This window comes from Paenibacillus sp. S28 (assembly GCF_016624415.1).
GTDB classification, from domain to species: Bacteria; Bacillota; Bacilli; order Paenibacillales; family Paenibacillaceae; genus Paenibacillus_AQ; species Paenibacillus_AQ favisporus.
Genome location: NZ_JACVTM010000001.1, coordinates 142,282 through 161,854, shown reverse-complemented (window position 1 = coordinate 161,854; position 19,573 = coordinate 142,282). Strand labels below are relative to the sequence as shown.

Genomic DNA, 19,573 nt, shown 5'->3' with positions numbered 1-19,573 from the left:
TCAAAATTTAGGGTGCAAGCGGTTTGATCTTGCCGTAGGCCGTTTGAACGGCCTGTTCGGGAGAAGCCTGCCCGGTCAGTACCTGCTGAAGCATCGTCTGGATCGCTTCGGAAATTCCCGCATAATCCGGGCCGTAGGCACGTGCCTTGGCAACCTCCATCGCATCCGCAAACACCTTCATCTGCGGATCCTTCTGCCAGAATGGATCCTGCAGCAAATCTTTGCGGCTCGGCAGACGGCCGTTGGTCTGAAGGAGCTTCTTCAGCCGGTCCGGCTCGTTGGCGAAACGAATGACGTCAAAGGCAGCATCCTTATGCTTGGAGGCTGCAGAGATCGCCCAGTTTTCTCCTCCGAGCACGGTCGCTCCCGTTTTGCCCTTCGGCAGCGGCACGACGCCCCAATTGACTTTGCCTTCCTTCTGCAGGAACGGGATCTGCCACGTTCCGTTCACCATCATCGCCACTTTGCCTGCGGCGAACTGCGTCGCGGTGTCGGATTGCTTCTGCGTGATCACTTCCCTGGACATGTAGTTGTTTTTGGCCATGTAGTCATACAGGTTTACCGCATCGAGCGTCCCCTGACTATCAAAGTCGGGAACGTCCGAGCCGGCCTGCAGGAGGAACGGCAAAAACTGAAACGTCCCTTCTTCCGTCTTCACCGCACTGACCGCGAAACCGTATACATTTTTCTTGGTGAGCAGCTTGGCGTCTTCCTTCAGCTCATCCCAGTTGGTGGGCGGCTTGATGCCCGCTTCATCAAACATATCTTTGTTATAAAACAGAGCCAGGTTGTTGCTTCCGACCGGAACGCCGTAATTTTTGCCTTCGTACACCGTGGAGGACCATGGTCCGTCATAATATTGATCCGCCTGGCCCCACGCTTTAACCTCGGAGGTGATGTCAGCCAAAATGCCGGCAGCGGCGAAAGTCTGATGGTCTGCGCTGTCGATCCATACGATATCCGGCCCCTGATTGCCGATTGAACCAAGCAAAAGCTTGTTTTTAATATCGGAAGAAGATACGTATGTTCGTTTGATTTTCACGTTCGGATGGGCCTTCTCATATTCGCTGATGATGTTGTTGATCGCGGTTACGCTGCCGTCCGTCGTCATCGTATCCCACCAGGTCAGGGTGACTTTTCCCGAATCGGTACCAGAACCTGCCGAGCAGGCGGTCAGCGTCAGGGTAAACAGCGAAAAGGCGAGAAAGAGCGCTTTCATTTTGCCGCGCATAAGCATGTCCTCCTTACGAAATGATCTAGTATTTTGGTTTTATGATTAAAAAAATCAGAAAATGATGTACGTACATCATTTTTCTCGTGAGAAGCCCGGCATCCTATACCTTTAGATATAGTACCGTGCGTTCTCCCTCGTAACCAGCTCCAGCTTGGAGATGTTCTCCCGCAAATTCACCTTCTCACCGCTGGCCGTATGGTTAAACAGCGCCTTGACCGCCAAATAGCCCTGGTTTACCGGGTCCTGGCAGATCGTCGCCGTGACCGTGCCGCGGTCCAGATCCTGATAAATATCCTCCGTCATGTCATGGCCGATCAGAGCCACGGTGCCGCCAAGACCCGCTTCTTCCAGATGGCGCGCAATAACATGCAGCTTGGCGCTCGTGACATAAATGCCGTCGACCTGCCGAAAGTACTCGCCAAAGCGGTCCGGATGATCGTATTCCTCATGCTTCAGCTTCAGCGGCAGTGCCATTTCGATGTTCCCCTGCTCGGCAATGACTTCGCGGAAGCCGGTAATTTTCTGCTGCATCTGAAATGTAGTCGCCGACGGCAGGCTGCTGGCATCCGATGTAATCAGTCCGGCCCGTCCGCCCTTTCCGATGAGCTTGCACAGCATGTCGGCAGCGAGTCTGCCGGCGATCCGATAGTCGCAGCCCACGTAGAACAGTCGCTTGCTGAGAGGCGCGTCGTTATTGAATGTGCATACCGCCATTCCTTTATCGATCGCCTGGTCTATGGGATCCTCCATCTGCTGCGAGTCGTTGGGAGACAAGGCCAGCGCATCGTAGGCGCCGCTGTCCACGATCTCCTGCACGATCTGTCTCTGCTTCTCCGTGTCGTAGCTCTCCGATTTGAAAATTTCAATCCGCAGGCCGTAATCCCGCAGCTCCTCGTACGCAAGGCGAATGCCGCGCTCAATCTGTGTCCAGAAATAATCCGGATGCTCCGGAAACACAATCGCAAAGGAAATTTCAGTCCCCCGTGACAGGAATCTCGCCGATTTGTTCGGCGTGTATTCCAGTTCCTCCAGCTTCTCCATAACCTTCCGGTACGTCTCCGGCTTCACATTGCCGCGATTGTTGAGGACCCGGTCCAGCGTGGCGACCGAGATGTCCAATTGCTGGGCGATTCCTTTTAACGTCAGTCTTTTATGATCCTTCATAAGTATACCTCTTGTCTTATTCTGCAGAATGAAAGACGTTTGATCTTTCAGGCAGGTTTATTGTAACTCCGCGGCTTCCCGCGTGTCAACGCTTTCATGATGGTTTGGAACAAAAAATGATGTTCGATAATCATTTTATCTCTTCTGGTCCTTCTATTCGCCTTCCTCTTACCGCCAGCCGGGATCATGGTTATTTAACTTACAAGCTCCAGTTGTTCCATTGCAAAAAGGGATCTCCGCATGAATCCCGGAAGTCCCCTGTTGGCTTACAAATTCAACTGATATAGTTAGTTAGCCGGGCTCTGCTATGGAGAGCGACGTTAAGATCCGGTCGTAATCATCCAGCGGATGCCAAACTTATCTTCCAATTGGCCGAATAAAGAACCCCAAAAAGCCGGTTTGATCGGGTCACGAACCGTTCCGCCTTCAGACAGTTTCTCAAATGCAGCATACGCTTCCGGCTCCTGTTCAAATTCCAGTACCAGGTTGATCGCTGTTCCTTGCTGCACCGGTTCGAATACCGCGTCTGACATTAGAATATTCACGCCGGCGGCAACCAGGCTCAAGTGCAACACCTTTCTTTGTATTCTTCCGTAGCGTGAGGCAATTCCCCATGGGTCTGTACCGATACAATTTCTCCTCCGAGCGCCTGAACATAAAACTCGGCCTGCGCTCTGGCATCCTCAGAAAAAATGTAAGTCATGTGCTTGGCCATCGTCATTCATCCTTTCCTGTATTGGTTCATTTAGAAGCAGGAATGGTCCCCTTGACACGTGACATGGCCGCGGATGAATATATGCTTGTCCCTTCCAAGAAAACAAGCCGCAGCCGAAAAAGCTCGGGATTACGGGTCCGAAAAGGCGCAACATTGTATGAATCGTTATGTACATGGATGACTTCCTGCCCCGCTGTCTCTACTATAACACCGCGATCAGGAACGGATTTCTTACCGATTGCTGAGTTGACTGTTGATATGAAGAAAATTGTTCATCAACAGCGGCAGCGATATTAGGATGGGAGGATCGTCCGGATGCGGAACCCGCATGTTTACCCGTTGAAACGGAACCGATTTATCGGGACCGACGACGATCGGGACCTTATGCTTGGCGCGAAGCGTCGTCTGGGGCACCAGAAAATCGGCCGCCCTCATTCCCCATGAGACCGAAGTCGCTAATAAATAGTAGGTTCCAGGCTTCACGCCGGTAAACCGGAATCGACGTGCCGCCGAAGAGATAAGCGTCCCGTAAGGTGGCAGCCCTTCAGGGATCGGTTTGGCGAACAATCCAATGAGGATGACCCCTTCGAACGGTACCTCGAAGGATATGGACCCTTCCACGGTTCCCACAGGTGACGTCAAAACTGGCAGATCATACCAGCTTTCGAGCGCTTTGAGAGAGTTTAAATGGTTGTCCGCGATGTCCCTGGAATTGCGGAATAGGGAAGGTGTTACCCCAACCTTTTCCGTAAACCGGGAAGTAAACGTGCCGAGGCTCTGCTGTCCGATTTCTAGGCTGATGTCGCGAATGCTGAGATTCGTGTGCAGCAGCAGCTCTTTGGCCCGGTGCAGGCGGAGCGATGATACGTAATAGAGCGGCGGAAGCCCCATCCGCGCTTTGAAAATCCGGGCAAAATGGTACGGGCTGTACCCTGCATACTTCGCCAGCATGTTCAGCTCCAGCGGTTCATCCAGCCGGCTCTGAATATAAGCAATGACTCCATCCAGTTCAGGAAACTTGTTGGTCATACCTTACCTCCCTTGAGTCCCGGATGGATGCGAGCGCGATGAACAAGGCCAACCCTCGCCAAACCAGGAACAACTGTTCCCGTTTATATTACCATATTTTGCCCTTCAAATAAAAGACAAATTTCAGTTTTTGGACAAGGAAGTTTCCTCTTCTAACGCAGGTTGATCCATTTCGGTGGCGAGGCCGATGTCCTTATTGTTCAGAATGTTATCCTCCAATACGGCAAACTTGTCGCCATACTCTTTAATAATGTGATTCTCCCCCCAAGAGCATAAGGAGTCCAGGATCGGTTTCAGGCTCCACCCGTATTCGCTCAGTTCGTACTCCACCTTCGGTGGAACCTGGTGATAGATGATACGGTTTACGATCCCGTCCTCCTCCAGCTCACGGAGCTGTTGGGTCAGCATTTTCTGCGTGATAGACGGCATCAGCCGCCGCAGATCGCTTGTCCGCTTCTTTCCATACGTCAAGTGGCACAGGATCACGCACTTCCATTTGCCGCCGATCACTTCCAGCGTTGCTTCAACCGAAATGTTGTATTTCTTTTTTTCCATCCAAAACCCTCCTCAACATCTATGAGCACTTTTTGGTGCCTATCGTACTAAAAAGTACGTACTGTTCAAATTTACTTCACGGGTACATAATAACATTCACCGGCCGGTAATGACTACCCTGTAGCTTGATCACAACATCAAATAGATAGAACAACATATATAGGAGTGAGATGATACCATGTCTTTGGATAAAAAACGCGCAACCTTTGCCTTATTAGCTTTAGCCATCAGCGCGTTCGCGATTGGTACCACTGAATTTATCAGTGTGGGGCTGCTTCCCCTGATCGCCAATGACCTGCACATTTCGGTAACCCTTGCCGGGTTGACCGTTACGTTATATGCGCTCGGTGTCACCTTTGGAGCGCCGATTCTAACCTCTTTAACGTCAGGTGTGCCGCGCAAAATTCTGCTTATCGGCATCATGCTGGTATTCATTGTCGGCAACAGTCTGGCGGCCGCATCCACCGGGATCGGTCTGCTGCTTACGGCGCGCATCATTTCGGCCTTGTCCCACGGCGTGTTTATGTCGATCGGGTCGACGATTGCCGCCGATCTCGTCGCGGAAAACCGCAGGGCCAGCGCCATTTCCATCATGTTCTCCGGACTGACGGTGGCGACCGTCACCGGGGTGCCGCTGGGAACATTCATTGGTCAGCAGCTCGGCTGGAGAGCCGCGTTTGTGGCCATCGTGATCGTCGGCGTTATCGCGCTGATTGCCAACCTGATCCTTGTACCGGGAAACCTGCGCAAAGGCGTCCGGACGCCAGTCCGTGATCAGGTCAAAATTGTGGCGAACGGCCGCCTGCTGCTTGCTTTTCTGATCACTGCGCTTGGCTATGGAGGAACCTTTGTGGTGTTTACCTACCTGTCGCCGCTGCTGCATGATGTTACCGGCTTTAAAGAATCAACCGTCGCCCTGATACTGCTGCTCTACGGCATCGCCATTGCGATTGGTAATGTGATCGGAGGCAAAGCGGCCAACCGCAGGCCTTTATCCGCCTTGTTGTATATGTTCCTGATCCAGGCGGTCATTTTGCTTCTTCTCACATTCACGGCTCCGTTTAAGGTCGCCGGGCTGATTACGATCTTCGGCATGGGGCTCCTTGCTTTCATGAACGTGCCTGGACTTCAGGTTTACGTCGTAATGCTGGCGGAACGGTTTGCGCCGAAGGCGGTCGACGTCGCTTCGTCCGTGAACATTGCTGCATTTAACGCCGGCATAGCGCTCGGCGCGTATTTGGGCGGAATCGTGACCGATCATCTCGGCTTGATTCATACCGCATGGATCGGCTCGATCATGGTTGCGGCAGCCGTTCTGCTCACCTGGTGGAGCCGCGCTCTCGAACGCAAGGATACGGCGCAATCGGTTAGTGACAACAACATGCTCAGTGCGCAATCCTGATGCTTTTTTAGCTATCGTATCTAATGCGGATAAGTTCTATACGGATCCGGTAATGATAAGCGAATGGGGTTTCGGAATTACGGCAGCATCACGAATTTATAACAAGAATAACAACATCTAGGGGGCAATTTATAATGACTCAACATGTACAAAGCAAAACCCGATTGAATAACGGCATCGAGATGCCCTGGCTGGGCCTGGGCGTCTTTAAAGTGGAGGAAGGCAGCGAGCTCGTCGAAGCAGTGAAAGCTGCTGTGAAGCACGGCTACCGGAGTATCGACACCGCTGCGGTCTATGCCAACGAAACGAGCGTTGGCCAGGGAATCCGCGAGGCGCTGGCCGACAACGGACTGAAGCGGGAAGACCTTTTTGTTACTTCGAAAGTGTGGAACGCAGACCTCGGTTACGATTCGACAATCGCCGCCTACGAGACAAGCCTGAATAAGCTGGGTCTCGACTATCTGGATCTGTACTTGATCCACTGGCCGGTTGCCGGCAAATATAAAGAGGCATGGAGAGCGATGGAGCAGCTGTACAAGGTCGGCCGCGTCAAATCCATCGGCGTCAGCAACTTCCAAGTACACCACCTGGAAGATTTAATGAAGGATGCGGAAATCGTACCGGTCATCAACCAGGTGGAATTCCATCCGATGCTGACCCAGAAAGAGCTTCGTGACTTCACGAAGCAGCACAACATTCAGCTGGAGGCGTGGTCTCCGCTGATGCAGGGCGAGCTGCTGAACCATCCGCTGTTGAAAGAACTCGCGGACAAATACGGCAAGTCCATCGCCCAGGTGATCCTCCGTTGGGACCTGCAGCATGAGGTCGTGACCATCCCTAAATCGACGAAAGAGCACCGTATCGTCGAAAATGCATCGCTGTTTGATTTTGAACTGTCCCGGGAAGATATGGACCGGATCGACGGGCTCAACGAGAACCGCCGTGTAGGTCCCGACCCGGACAACTTCGATTTCTAATTTTGCTTTATCATTCGCTATACGAATACGCCATCCCTCCGGATTCGGAAGGATGGCGTTTTTTAAATTCCATCGTTTTTGCACACAGTTAAAACCATGCTCAGGCATTACACGCGGTCTCTAAGAATGTATCCTTGCTTCAGCTGCACCTGCATAAAACCTTTCAAACCATTGACTTCCGCTGCGGCCGGCATTTCCGAGCCCAGGAACAACACGTTCCGTTCTGCATCCCGTTCCCCTTCTGTCAGAGCGAATGCTCGAACTGAAGCAAACATCTGCTCCAATGTGGTCTGAATGGCACTTAGCACAGGGTCCCGCTGCAGCTTGCCAGCTGCGTTCATGATCAGCATCCCGCCCGCCCTCAGCTTTTGCCGGGCCAGCGCAAAAAATTCCTCGGTCGTCAGATGATGTGGCGTCCCTTCGCGTGTAAACGCGTCTAAGATCACATAATCGAAGGAGCCGTCGGCCTGCTGCTCCAACAGTGCCCTTCCGTCTCCGATCTCGACATTGTTCCAGCCGTATTGAAAATAGCTTCTGCTCAGCTCCAAGATATCCGCGTTGACCTCGGCCACGAGGCATTGATCTTCGCGAAATTGGCCGGCAATCGTTCCAATTCCGTGTCCGATCATAAAAATCCTGCCGTTTTCGGGCGTCCGCTTGCGAATCAGCCGGACAATTTCGCGCGGATACTCCAATACGATGCGGTCCGGATCCCGGAGGTCGATGGCACCTTGAACCGCGTTGTCTCCAAATTGAAGTACACGGAAGCGGCCCGTTTGACCAAACAGCTCATGCGCTTCGTAGACGACGATTTCCTGGCTTCCGTTCGATTTTCTCGCCAATTCATACAATTCCGTCTTCTCCTTTCCTACCGAAAAGAAGGCCATCGTCTTCTCAGACAATGGCCTTCTTCCTGCAAATCGCGTCACGCTGATTAATCTTCAAGCTCCACGTTGTGGTACACATTCTGGACGTCCTCCAGATTTTCGAGCGCATCGATCATTTTCTCGAATGCCGGCTGGGACTCGGCCGGAAGCTCCACATAGTTCTGCGCGATCATGGAAACCTCGGCAACCGAAAATTCGGTTACGCCAGCGTTCTGGAAGGCTTCCTGCACGGCATGAAACTGCTCCGGATCGGCATATACGATGACGGAATCGTCTTCCTGGATGATGTCGCGAACGTCGACATCCGCTTCCATCAGCAGCTCCAAGACTTCTTCTTCCGTCTTATCTTCGACGCCGATGACTGCGGTGGAATCGAACATGTAGGCGACCGATCCGCTGACGCCAAGGTTGCCTCCGTTCTTGCTGAATGCAGCCCGGACCTCTGAAGCGGTGCGGTTGACGTTATTCGTCAAAGCATCCACGATCACCATGGATCCGTTCGGCCCGAAGCCTTCGTACCGCAGCTCGTCATAGGTCTCATCAGAGTTGCCTCTCGCCTTCTCCAGCGCGCGGTCAATGATGGCCTTCGGCACATTGTACGTCTTGGCGCGTTCCAGAACGACCTTCAGCGCCCGGTTGGATTCCGGATCCGGCTCGCCCTGCTTGGCGACGACATAAATTTCACGCCCGAAGCGGGCATATATACGACTAGTGTTTGCGTCTTTCGATGCTTTCTTCTCTTTAATGTTATTCCACTTACGACCCATACGATCCGCTCTCTTTCACTAATATCAGATTCTATCGTTCCTTGTAGAAGACGTGTTCTATTATATCGCAAAAACGGTCTATTGAACAAGCTTCTGCCTTACGAATCGCTCTTCTCCCGTGTCGGCAATGTTCTTGGTGGCACCCCTTCAAAGGTCAGCTTCACCGGCCTAATCCGGCCTTCGTGGTCAAACTCCATCCGGTCGATGCAGACTTCACGGTGATTCGCTGCGGTTTCGGTCAGCGGACGGCGGTGGTAAACGATGTACCACTCGTCTTCACCCGGAATCTGAATGACGCCGTGATGTCCCGCTCCCGTAGCCACCTCGGGATCCTGCTGCAGTATTTTGGCCTCCCGTACAAACGGCCCCAGCGGCGAATCCGAGACGGCGTACCCCACCGAATAATCCGGGCCTCCCCAACCGCCTTCGGCCCACATAAAGTAATACTTGCCTTCGCGCTTGATCATGCAGGGACCTTCCACGAAGTTCTCCGGCGTAATTTCCTTGTATACCTCCCCGTCTGAAAATGGAGCGATGCTGACCATGTCTTCGTTCAGCTTCACGACGTTGCAGTGCTTCCATCCCCCGTAATACAAATAAGCCTGACCGTCGTCATCGATAAAAACATGAGGGTCGATCGGCTGGGCGTCATGGTAAAACTGGTCGATCAGCGGCTTCCCCAGGGCATCCCGGAAAGGTCCTTCGGGCCGGTCAGCCACGGCAACACCGATGCCGCCCAGCTCCTCAATGCTCTGGATGTCGTTTGCCGCAAAATAATAATAGTAGCGTCCATTTCGCTCGATCGGGGAAGGGGCCCACATCGCCCGCCTTGCCCATGAAATGTCCTTCATCTCCAGAATCCGTTCAACCTTGGTCCAGTGAACCAGGTCATCGGAATAAAACGCATCGAAAAACGTCTGGTCATCGTAAGCTGCCGAGTATGTAGGATATACCCAGTACCGGCCCTCAAAAATTCGGGGTTCGGGATCGGCATACCATCCGGAAAAAATCGGGTTGCCTGAACGGCGGTCGTTACCTTTAAGATTCACAATGCTGCTCCTCTCCACAAGTGACTTGTCCTGTACATCATTTTACCAAACTATGGAACCGTTTTCCTAGAAAAAACGTCTATCGACGTAGCTTCAAAGAAGATAGACCGCTTCTAGAGGAGGTTTTTCTTGCGAGATCAGGATGCAGAAGCTCCGAAACTTATACTTTCTGCTCTCTTCAAAAAAAGGCGCAGGCTCGGCAGCCTGCACCTTCTTTTCTATATTATATCTGATGAATGGCTTACTGCTGCTGCACGGCACTTGGATCCATATACATAACTTCCCACAAATGGTTGTCGAGATCCTGGAAGCTCCAGCCGTACATAAATCCGTGATCCTGCTTGTCATTGGACGGCTTGCCGCCCGCTTCCAGTGCCTTGTTTACGATTTCGTCCACCTGCTCGCGGCTGTCGGCGGACACGCACACGATGACCTCGTTCGTTTTGGAGGCATCGGCGATTTCTTTATTGGTGAACGTTTGATAATACGGCTCAACCAGAAGCATGACATAAATATGATCACTGATTACCATGCAGGTTGCATTGTCATCCGTAAATTGAGGATTAGAGGCAAATCCGATTTTGGAGAAGAATTCGATCGAGTTTTTCAGGTTTTTAACCGGGAGATTCACGAAAATTTTGTCCAATTGCAGCGCCATTTAAAATTACCACCTTTTCTCGGAATATTCACGGTAACCTGAGCATGATCAGGCTCAACTTTCGCTCCGCCAAGCGGAGATTCCTGAGTCTAGTCTGCCTTCACAGATCGTGATACCGTTTGACATAATTGCATTCTATCATGGAAATGACTCCTACATTTCTTATAAATTGCTATTATCGCTGATTTCTCGCAAAAAAATGAAAAAATCCGCGATAAACGCGGATTTTGCTTTAACTTTCAGCCCCGGTCTCCCGCTTCATCGGGCTCCCGGCCCTCCGTGCCCCTCAGGCACCGCAGGCAGCGCCGACGCTCTTCTGCGCTGGAACCGGACGTTGACGAGCACAATGCTGGCAAGAACCAGAATAAGGCCGGCTACAAGATTTATCGTCACTTTCTCGTTCAGAAAAAGCACGCTCGAAAAGATCGAAACAATCGGAATCAGAAACGTAAACGAACCGATTTTGCTCGCTTCCCCTTCGCTGATCAGTTTAAAATAGACGAACCATCCTGCCGCGATAACGAAAACGGCGATAAACAGCGTATCCCAAATGAACGTCCCGTTCCACTGGATTTTCGACCAGTCTTCCATCCCCGAACCGGCCAGCAGCAAAATGACACCGCCGATCGTAATTTGCATCGCCGTCAGCCAGGTCGAGTCGACCTTGGGTCCGATCTTCTTGACATAGGCCGTGCCAAGCGCCCAGGAGAGGGCCGTGACCAGCGCCAAAATAATACCGACGGCGGAAACGTCCCCGGTAAACCCGCCCGCGCTCATGGTGGCGACGCCGGCAAAGCCGACGATCAGGCCAAGCATCTTCTGCTTCGTCATGGCCTCTCCCAGCCACAACCATGAGAACAGCCCAAGCAGCACGGGCTGGAGAAACACGATCGCCGAGAACAATCCGGCCGGCGTATACTGCAGTCCGATGGTTTGGACACCATAGTATATAACGATGCTGAGAAGCGCGGAGGTCAAATAGATCGGCCAGGCCTGACGCAGCCGCAATTGCTTCGCTTTAGGCAGAGCCACAAGCACGAGCAGCACACCGCCGATCAGTGCCCGCAAGCCGGCGAACAAGATTGGCGGCGCATAGTCCAGAGCTATTTTGGATAATGGCCAGTTGATTCCCCATACCAATATTAAAAAGATTAATAGAAACAATGTATTCTTCTGCATTCGCACGGAAGGTCACTCCTTGAATCATGGTCAATAACCATGATACAATACGTTGAACTATAAATAAAATGCATATTCCTCATAGGAGGTATAACATATCCGTTATGAATGAGACGCAGATCAGACTGTTCGTGGCCGTCGCGGAAACGGGAAGCTTTACGAAAGCGGGCCAGATGATGAATATGACCCAGCCGGCGGTCAGCCGCGCCATATCCAGCCTGGAGTCCGAGCTCGGAGTTACCCTCCTGAACCGCCATCCGCGAAACGGTGTCGTCCTGACCGATATCGGCAAACGGATCGTGGTCACTGGCAGGGAAATTTTGCTCCAATACGAAAAAATTTCGCAGGAGGTTGCCGCCGAGAAAGGACTGGAGACCGGCAGCATCCGTGTCGGAGCCTTTCCGGCCGCCGCATCCTTTTATTATCCGAAAATCGTCCGGGCCATCAACGACAAGTATCCGAACATTAATATTCAGATGTATGAAGGCACCGTGGAGGAAGTCCGGCATTGGCTCGATGAGCTGGTCGTGGATGTCGGCTTCCTCATTCCGCCGCTGAACGATCTGGACACAAGGCTGCTGCGGAACGAAGCGCTTCACGTCGTTTTCCGTGACGATCACCCCTTCCGCAATTACAAGGAAATCCGGATTCAGGATCTCTCGGATGAGCCGATGCTGGTCTGCAAGGGTGGCTATGAGCTGCCGGTTATGGAGCTGTTCCGCGCCGGGGGAGCGAATCTGAACGTGAAGCATATTACGACCAACTATCCGACCGCCCTGAATATGATCAACGAAGGACTGGGCATCTGCATCATGTCGGAGCTGTCCCTTCAGAGCGTGCCTGAACATGTCATGAGCCGGGAGTTGACTCCTAGAGCGTACCGCAAGCTGCATCTTGCCGTTCCGTCCTTCAAGCAGGCATCCATTGCCGTCAGATTGTTTGTGGATACGGCATTCCGGCTGTTTCCGCCTGCAGCAGCCCATCCCGACGAGCAAACTTAGGCGGCGAGATGTCGCACGGCATCCACGCCTTCAAACCGACTTTCGTCTGACCTGCTGGGGTGAGGCGTGATGCACCTTTTTAAACATTTTGGAAAAATGCGAAAAATTGTAGTATCCGAGAGACTTGGCCACATCAGAAATCGGCATGCTGGACTCCCTGATCATCTCTTTGGCGGCCTCCATCCGCTCGCGAAGGATGTAATCCGTAATGGACTCTCCCGTTTCCCGCTTGAACAGACGGGATAGGTATGCCGGGTTCAAATGCACACAACAGGCGAGCTGCTCCCTTGTGATCGGTTCATGGAGATGCTCGGCAATGTAGCCTTGGACGCGTTGAATGACCGAAGGATGGCTTTCTTTCTCGGACATTACGGGGATAAGACGTTGGGCGGCGAGGCAGGTCTTCAGATCCCGCTCTACATCCTCAAGCTTTCCCAGCTCCAGCAGCTGTATCCAATTCCGGAGCTTGGCAGCAGGCACCTGGCCGCTCTCCGGTTCGAACCCGGCCAGCCGGTACACCTCATTCGATTTGTTCAGATTGCCGTACTCCATCTCAAGCAGCTTTTGATAGGTTTCGCCAATTCCAAATAATGTCGACGGCTCCCCGATGTAACAGGATAAGGTGCAGTGAAAATAACGCCGGCAGGACTCCAGGTAGGCCATGCAGCGGTCATACAATGTATCTTCGAGTATTTCCCCATCTTCCGGACCGTACAAAATAACAACGTTGACCCCCTGCTTGGTTTGGATCACCTCACCGCGGCCGGGATCGAGCAGCATCTCCTCCGCAGCTTTGCGGACGTTGTATTCCATCATTTCCTCATCACGGGTGCTGTACTCCCGCATCCACGATTCCACGCTGACCAGAACAGGCATAAAGGTCGTCCCCGATAAAGCAAGCAGCTCATGTTCCTGCAAAATTTTAAGCACGTTATCCGGTGTGCAATTGATGCGCCGGGTAAGGACGTCGTTCCAGAATTTCTCGGTGATCAGTCCTTTTCTCTTCTGCCAGGTTTCATTGTACCGTGCCCTCAGCTCCGTCATCTCCCGTTCCTGCCTGACAGACTCCAGCGCCCTGGCGATCGACGACTTCAGCACGTCGTACTCGATCGGCTTCAGCAGATAGTCAAATCCGTCGAGCTGAATCGCCCGCTGCATAAAATCAAAATGGGCGTGAGCCGTCAAAAATATCGTTTCGGTTTCCGGAGAAATGTCATTTACGCGCTCCAGCAGCTCAATTCCGGTTCCTTTCGGCATTTCGATATCACAGATCATCACGTCGATCGCCGTACGCTCGAACACTTTCAGCGCGTCCCTGAGATTATACGCCTCGTAAATCTCTGAAACCTGCAGCGCCTCCCAATCGACACCGCTCTTGATTCCCATAACGGCATACATCTCATCATCCACGATCAGCACTTTATACATCAGGTTCCCTCCAGTTCTGTTCAAGATTAGGAAGCGAACTCCTCCACTCTCCGGTGGGGAATCGTCAGCGTGACGACAGCGCCGCCCTCAGGAGCATTCCCAAAAGACAGTCCCGCATCGCTGCCAAAAAAATGCTTCAAGCGGTACAGGACGTTCGTCATGCCCAGATGCTCGTTGCTTCGACTCTCCATATATGCCCCTGTCCGCAGCAGCTGCAGCGTCTCTTCGTCAAACCCGGCGCCGTTGTCGGCAATGACGATCGTCAGCTCTCCCGTTCCTACATGATCGATGCGGATATCGATATGAAACGGATGGTCCATAAAATCAAAGCCGTGCTTCATCGCATTTTCGACAAACGGTTGAATGAGCAGCGGCGGAACCGCCGCCTGGGCAAGCTCCTCCGGCAAATGGCAGGCGTATGTCACCTGGTCCGGAAAGCGGACCTGCTGAATCCGGATATAGCTCTCCAAATGCTCCATCTCCTCCGCCATTGTCACCGCCACCTGGTTCGTCCGGGTCGCAAAGCGGAAATATTGAACGAGATTCAGACACATCAGCTGAATGACGCCGTAATTTTGTATTTGGGCCAAATTGTATACGATATTGATTGAGTTCAGCAGAAAATGGGGATTGATCTGAAGCTGCAGATGCTTCAGCTCCGCTTTGTGCGCCTTGATCTGCTCCTCGTACACGCTGATTTTCAGCTCTTGAATTTCGGAAGCCATATTGTTAAAGGTTTCATTGATGATCATAAATTCCTTCGATTTGGAAGGCTTCAGCCGGTAAGCCAGATTGCCGTTCTTGATGCTCCGCATACCACGGATCAAGCTGTTCATCGGCTTCAAGATGATATCGTTCAAGTAGATCAAGTAAATGATCAGGACGATGACCGCTAAGACGGAAATCATCAGGATCCCCCTTCTGAAGTGGTACAGATTCTGCAGCATCCGGGCTTCCGGAATAAAGGCGCCCAGGCTGAGTTCCGTACTCTGAATCGGGTGCTGGACCACGATATACCGTCTTCCTTCCGCCTTTACGGCCTGATAGGTATCGGTTGTATCTTCGACCGGCGGGATGTCCAGCTTGGGAGAATCGGGAGACGCCGAACTGGTGATCAGTTCGCCCGCTTCGTTCAGAAATCCGGCGTAGCCGTCTTCCCCGAGATGAACCAGATCGAGCGGGATCATCAAGTTTTTCAGCTGAACGAACGCCCCTAAATAGAAACCGTCACCCGCATCCACAAGCCGGATCAGGGCGTATTTGCCCTTGCTGTATGGAATCGCCTTCCACTGCATGAACACAGGGCTGTCCGGACGGGCATTTTTCACCACTTGCTGAATAGCCATTTGAATCGACTGCAGTTCGTCATAAGACTGCGTCTTGATCGGCGAATTGAACAAATCATGATTCTGCACCGAATAGATAAACTGAAGGTCCACGCTGTTATCGAACCGGTGATAGCGCGTAAGGCTGTTCAGGATCCGGGCCTTGGCCAGAACATATTCGTCTTCATCTTTCAGCAGCTGGGACAGCGCGGCAATGTTGGGATCCTCGACAGCGAAGTTGTACAAAAATTTGATCTCCTTGTTGAGCGCCGCCTCGATCTGGCTTGAATACAGGATGATCGAATTTTTGTTCGAATCGGCCACCTGTTCCCGGACCGTGTTCATCGCGTAGTAATTGTTATAGAGCAAAAGCAGGAAGAGTGGAAGCGTAATGGCAATGAAGCCGATCACTAATTTGCTGCGCAGCGAACGTTTGATATTCATAGCTCTGTCGGTCCTTTTTGTCAAAATAAAGTGTTTCAGGAAGGGGAATAGGGAATCTCCATCCCCGGTTTTAAACTATACCGGTTGGAGATTCCCTCGTAACTGCCGATGTTATGGATTCGCCTTCGCCCATTCGGCGAGCTGTTTGTCTACTTCCGCCTTGACTTTGTCAAAGCCCGCCGCCTTGCGTTTTTCCTTCCACTTGGCAATGATTTTCTCCGGATCCGCGGCACCGGAGCGGAGCGTGGCGTCAAACTCTTTTTCCACGTTGGCGATGGAGGCCAGTTCCGATTTGACCGGCTCCTGGTCAAAAGCAAATCCGAGGGCGATCGACCGTTCCGCCCGCTCGTTGAACTTCTCAAATTCCTTCCACTTGTTCGGATCCTCGTTCGCCCACAGATAAGAATTGAACTGGTTGCCGAACATCCAGCCGCCCGGATTCGGGTAGGTTTGCGTGTCCGCATTAACGCCTTCCGGATAATCGATGACCTGGTCGGATTTTTTCACGTAATGCTTGCCCTCAATGCCCCAGTCCAGCATGTTGAGCAGTTTCGGATCGTTGTACAGCAGATCAAGGAACATCATGGCACGCGCCGGATCCTTGGAGGTCCGGGAAATGCCGAGCATCGCCCCCTGCGCATCTCCCGTCGTCGTGAACGGCACTGCCGTCTCGACCTGTACCAGATCCACGCCCGTCGTGACGCTCATCTCCTTGTCTTTGCCCGGTTTCAGGGATTGGGCCACGGCGAACGCCTTCCCGGCTTTAATCATATTCATTCCCTGGTCGGCGTCAGAGGTCAGAATGTCCTTGTCGAACCAGCCGTTCTGATACCACTGATGCATCCGTTTGAAGAAATCGATGAACTTGGGATCCTCCAGCGTATCGATCGCCTTGAGTTCCTTGCTTCCCCGCGGAACGGCCAGATTCGCCACGATCCCGTCGTAATTGGCCGCACTCCAAGTATTCGTGAACTTGCTGGAGACGATCGGGGTCACGCCAGGCTCGTTGTCTTTAATCGTTTTGAACATCGCTTCCATATCTTCCAGCGACTTGACGCCATTGATATCGAATTTGTATTTGTCCACCAGCTTCTTGTCGAGCAGGAAACCGAAGCCCTGTCCGAATTCCTTCTTCGTCGGCAGCGCGTACAATTTGCCGCCGATCTTCGAGCCTTTAATGAAGTCATCTCCGAGAATTCCCGGAATGTCCTTGCCGTACTGCGCCATCAGTTCGTCCAGCTCCACGAACTGGCCTTTGGCCACATCCTTGGCATACGAGAACCAGCTTGCCGTAAACAGCAGGTCGAACGGCTCGTTGGAGATCTTCATCAGGTTGGTCTTGTCATCCCATGACGCCCATTCAATCGGCCTCAGCTCGATCGTCGCGTTGATTTTTTCCGTCAGGTATTTGCTCATCTCATCCTGGACAAGCTGCAGATCCTTGGGTGCGGACGCCGGATACACCAGCGTAATTTTATAAGGCTTCAGACCGGTGCCGTTGTCCGAACCGGAGCCGCCGGCGGCCGTGCCCGCAGCTTCGCCGGAGTCACCTGCACCTCCTTTGCCGCAGCCCGTCAGGGCAAGCATTCCGCACAGCATCATGATCAGCACCAAATGGTAGGCTTTTTTCATTGTCGACGCTTCTCCTCTCAACGATTAAATGATGTAGAGTCAGCCCTTGACGGCGCCGCTCGTTATCCCGCTGATGTAATATTTCTGGAAGAACGGGTAAGCGAACAGCAGCGGAGCAATCCCGACGATGGCCAGCGCCATCCGGACCGTTTCCCGGGGCATCTTGGCCAGCAGCTCGCCTACCTGGGCGGAGCTTCCCGATTTCATCAGCAGGTATTGGATATTGGTTAACGTTTTGGTCATCAAGTACTGAATGTTGTACAGCTCGGCCTTATCAATAAACAGCATGCAGTTATACCAGTCGTTCCAATAAGACAGCGTGTTGAACAGCCCGATGGTCGCCATGATCGGCAGCGACAGGGGCAGGACGATGCTGAAAAATATCCGGATTTCGCTGGCTCCGTCAATGGTCGCCGACTCCACGACCGACTCCGGAATAGTCGATGAGAAGAAGCTTCGCATCAGGAGCACGTTGAAGGCGCTCAGCAGCAGATTGGGAATGATCATGGCGAAAATCGTATTTTTCAGGTCAAACATGTTGACGTACGTCATGTACCAGGGCACCATCCCCCCGCCGAACAGCATCGTAAAGAAAATATAAAAGGATAACGTACGCCGCAGGGGCAAATCCGGACGGGACAACGGATAGGCGAACAACGCGGTCATGAGCAAACTAACCACCGTTCCAATCAGCGTCGTCAGGATGGTGATGCCGTAGGCCTTAGCAATCTCCGAAAAATCGTTAAACAAAAACTGGTAAGCAGCAAAGCTGATTTCCTTGGGAAATAAAGAATATCCCTTCTGCAGGATCGAATCCTCACTCGAGATCGACACCATAAAAATCAGTATAAACGGGATCAATGATGCCAGTGTAAAAGCCCAGAAAAACAGGTGGATCAAGGAAGGGCCAATGATTTTTTTCACGCTTGCTGTCCTCATGACGTTCCTCTACCTTTCTTGAAAAAATCAATACACGATTGCATGCGGCTCCCTAAAACAAAGCGTCGCGCTTGTTGATCCGCCGGACGGCTGCGTTGGCTGCCAAAATCAGGACAAAGCAGACGACCGATTGATAGAAGCCTGCTGCCGAGGACATCCCGATGTCGCCCGACTGCGTCATCGCCCGGTACACAAACGTATCGATCGTATTCGTGGTCGGGATCAGCGCGCCCGTGTTCATCGGCACCTGGTAGAACAAACCGAAGTCGCTTCTGAGGATTCCGCTGACCGCAAGCAGTGTCATCGTAGTAAGGACAGGCGTGATCAGCGGGATCGTAATCCGCGTCATCTGCTTCCACTTGCTGGCGCCGTCGATGGTTGCCGCCTCGTAATACTCCTTGTCAATCCCGATAATTGCGGCAAAATAGATGACCGACAAGTACCCTACGTTCTTCCACGCGTTAACGATCACGAGAATATACGGCCAATAGCGGGGCTCGCCGTACCAGGAAACGGCTTCAGCGCCGAACCATTTGGCGATAAGCCGGTTCACCAGCCCGCTTTCAACATTCAGAAAGCTGTAGACCAGGTACGCCACAACGACCATGGAAATGATGTGCGGCAGCAGAAAGGTGCTTTGGTAGAACCGGGTGATGACCTTGTCCCTGATTTCGTTAATCAGCAGCGCTGCGAGGACGGCCAGCACCAGATTCAGGACGATAAACACGAAGTTGTATAGAAAGGTGTTCCTCGTAATGACATAGGCGTCCTGGGAGTTGAACAAAAATTTAAAGTTGTCCAGTCCTGCCCATTCGCTTCCCCAAATGCCGTCGACATAATTGTAATTTTTGAAAGCCAAGATGACGCCGTACATAGGGATATAGTTGTTGATGAATAAATAAATAACTCCCGGCAGTGTCATCAGCAGCAGCCATTTGTATTTCTTCAGTTGTCTCCGGAACGTGGAAACCCGCCGGATCTTTGCCGGGCTCACCGCATTCCGGTCAAGCTGCACCGCCTCTTGCATGATCTCACTCCTTTTTGTCGTTTCGTGACCTGTAACCCCTTACAATTCCGATTCTATACGGTGCAAGCAAAGTCCGGCTACCACGATGATGACTTCCTGCTAACGCTCTGATGACTTGTTTGCCTAATTCCCAAATGGTGGTTGACACTCCGTACGGGAAT

At 52.3% G+C, this 19,573-nt stretch carries 17 protein-coding genes and 1 pseudogene; 3 read left to right on the top strand and 15 right to left on the bottom strand.

The features are described from left to right. Positions 1–7: 7 nt before the first annotated feature. From IAE55_RS00710 to IAE55_RS00690, 5 genes and pseudogenes are all read right to left on the bottom strand, one after another. Entirely contained in the window at positions 8–1,231 is a 1,224-nt protein-coding gene (locus tag IAE55_RS00710) for a sugar ABC transporter substrate-binding protein (protein ID WP_200630645.1), read from the bottom strand. A gap of 111 nt (positions 1,232–1,342) precedes the next feature. Further along, entirely contained in the window at positions 1,343–2,398 is a 1,056-nt protein-coding gene (locus IAE55_RS00705) for a LacI family DNA-binding transcriptional regulator (RefSeq protein WP_200630644.1), read from the bottom strand. A gap of 320 nt (positions 2,399–2,718) precedes the next feature. Next, positions 2,719–3,113, bottom strand: a pseudogene (locus IAE55_RS34330) (VOC family protein). A gap of 231 nt (positions 3,114–3,344) precedes the next feature. Then, the gene (locus IAE55_RS00695; protein WP_200630643.1) at positions 3,345–4,142 is read right to left on the bottom strand and encodes a helix-turn-helix transcriptional regulator; all 798 of its coding nucleotides are present in this window, start codon (positions 4,140–4,142) and stop codon (positions 3,345–3,347) included. 123 nt (positions 4,143–4,265) lie between these two features. Further along, positions 4,266–4,697, bottom strand: a complete 432-nt coding sequence (locus IAE55_RS00690) for a winged helix-turn-helix transcriptional regulator (protein ID WP_200630642.1) — start codon at positions 4,695–4,697, stop codon at positions 4,266–4,268. Between the two features lie 178 nt (positions 4,698–4,875). Here IAE55_RS00690 and IAE55_RS00685 point away from each other — a divergent pair, with 178 nt between their 5' ends. Continuing rightward, positions 4,876–6,099 carry an MFS transporter gene (locus IAE55_RS00685; RefSeq protein ID WP_105443348.1) on the top strand — a complete coding sequence of 408 codons (1,224 nt, stop codon included), beginning with the start codon at positions 4,876–4,878 and terminating at the stop codon, positions 6,097–6,099. 134 nt (positions 6,100–6,233) lie between these two features. Further along, positions 6,234–7,076: an aldo/keto reductase gene (locus tag IAE55_RS00680; RefSeq protein WP_200630641.1), complete on the top strand. Its 843-nt coding sequence runs from the start codon at positions 6,234–6,236 to the stop codon at positions 7,074–7,076. A 107-nt stretch (positions 7,077–7,183) separates the two neighbouring features. Here the strand turns inward: IAE55_RS00680 and IAE55_RS00675 are convergent, their stop codons facing one another. The 5 genes from IAE55_RS00675 to IAE55_RS00655 form a co-directional block, all read right to left on the bottom strand. After that, positions 7,184–7,978: a spermidine synthase gene (locus tag IAE55_RS00675; protein WP_234489213.1), complete on the bottom strand. Its 795-nt coding sequence runs from the start codon at positions 7,976–7,978 to the stop codon at positions 7,184–7,186. A 32-nt stretch (positions 7,979–8,010) separates the two neighbouring features. Then, on the bottom strand, positions 8,011–8,730 hold the full coding sequence (locus tag IAE55_RS00670) for a YebC/PmpR family DNA-binding transcriptional regulator (protein ID WP_076167139.1): 720 nt from the start codon (positions 8,728–8,730) through the stop codon (positions 8,011–8,013). 98 nt (positions 8,731–8,828) lie between these two features. Further along, positions 8,829–9,779, bottom strand: coding sequence for a glycoside hydrolase family 43 protein (locus IAE55_RS00665; protein ID WP_200630640.1), 951 nt, complete (start codon positions 9,777–9,779; stop codon positions 8,829–8,831). Positions 9,780–10,020: 241 nt separating this feature from the next. Then, positions 10,021–10,437: a VOC family protein gene (locus IAE55_RS00660; protein ID WP_200630639.1), complete on the bottom strand. Its 417-nt coding sequence runs from the start codon at positions 10,435–10,437 to the stop codon at positions 10,021–10,023. A 258-nt stretch (positions 10,438–10,695) separates the two neighbouring features. Next, positions 10,696–11,616 (bottom strand): DMT family transporter, encoded by a 921-nt coding sequence (locus tag IAE55_RS00655; RefSeq protein ID WP_200631079.1) that lies wholly within the window; start codon positions 11,614–11,616, stop codon positions 10,696–10,698. A 104-nt stretch (positions 11,617–11,720) separates the two neighbouring features. On the opposite strand from IAE55_RS00655, the gene IAE55_RS00650 reads away from it, so the two are divergent. Then, complete coding sequence (locus IAE55_RS00650) at positions 11,721–12,617, top strand: LysR family transcriptional regulator (protein WP_105443352.1); 897 nt, start codon at positions 11,721–11,723, stop codon at positions 12,615–12,617. Positions 12,618–12,647: 30 nt separating this feature from the next. Here the strand turns inward: IAE55_RS00650 and IAE55_RS00645 are convergent, their stop codons facing one another. The 5 genes from IAE55_RS00645 to IAE55_RS00625 form a co-directional block, all read right to left on the bottom strand. Further along, entirely contained in the window at positions 12,648–14,045 is a 1,398-nt protein-coding gene (locus IAE55_RS00645; RefSeq protein ID WP_200630638.1) for a helix-turn-helix domain-containing protein, read from the bottom strand. Between the two features lie 26 nt (positions 14,046–14,071). Then, entirely contained in the window at positions 14,072–15,814 is a 1,743-nt protein-coding gene (locus IAE55_RS00640; RefSeq protein WP_200630637.1) for a sensor histidine kinase, read from the bottom strand. Positions 15,815–15,925: 111 nt separating this feature from the next. Beyond that, positions 15,926–17,446, bottom strand: coding sequence for an ABC transporter substrate-binding protein (locus tag IAE55_RS00635; protein WP_145157028.1), 1,521 nt, complete (start codon positions 17,444–17,446; stop codon positions 15,926–15,928). A gap of 39 nt (positions 17,447–17,485) precedes the next feature. Continuing rightward, positions 17,486–18,385 (bottom strand): carbohydrate ABC transporter permease, encoded by a 900-nt coding sequence (locus tag IAE55_RS00630; RefSeq protein ID WP_145157027.1) that lies wholly within the window; start codon positions 18,383–18,385, stop codon positions 17,486–17,488. A gap of 52 nt (positions 18,386–18,437) precedes the next feature. Further along, positions 18,438–19,307 carry an ABC transporter permease gene (locus tag IAE55_RS00625; protein ID WP_200631077.1) on the bottom strand — a complete coding sequence of 290 codons (870 nt, stop codon included), beginning with the start codon at positions 19,305–19,307 and terminating at the stop codon, positions 18,438–18,440. Positions 19,308–19,573 lie beyond the last annotated feature (266 nt).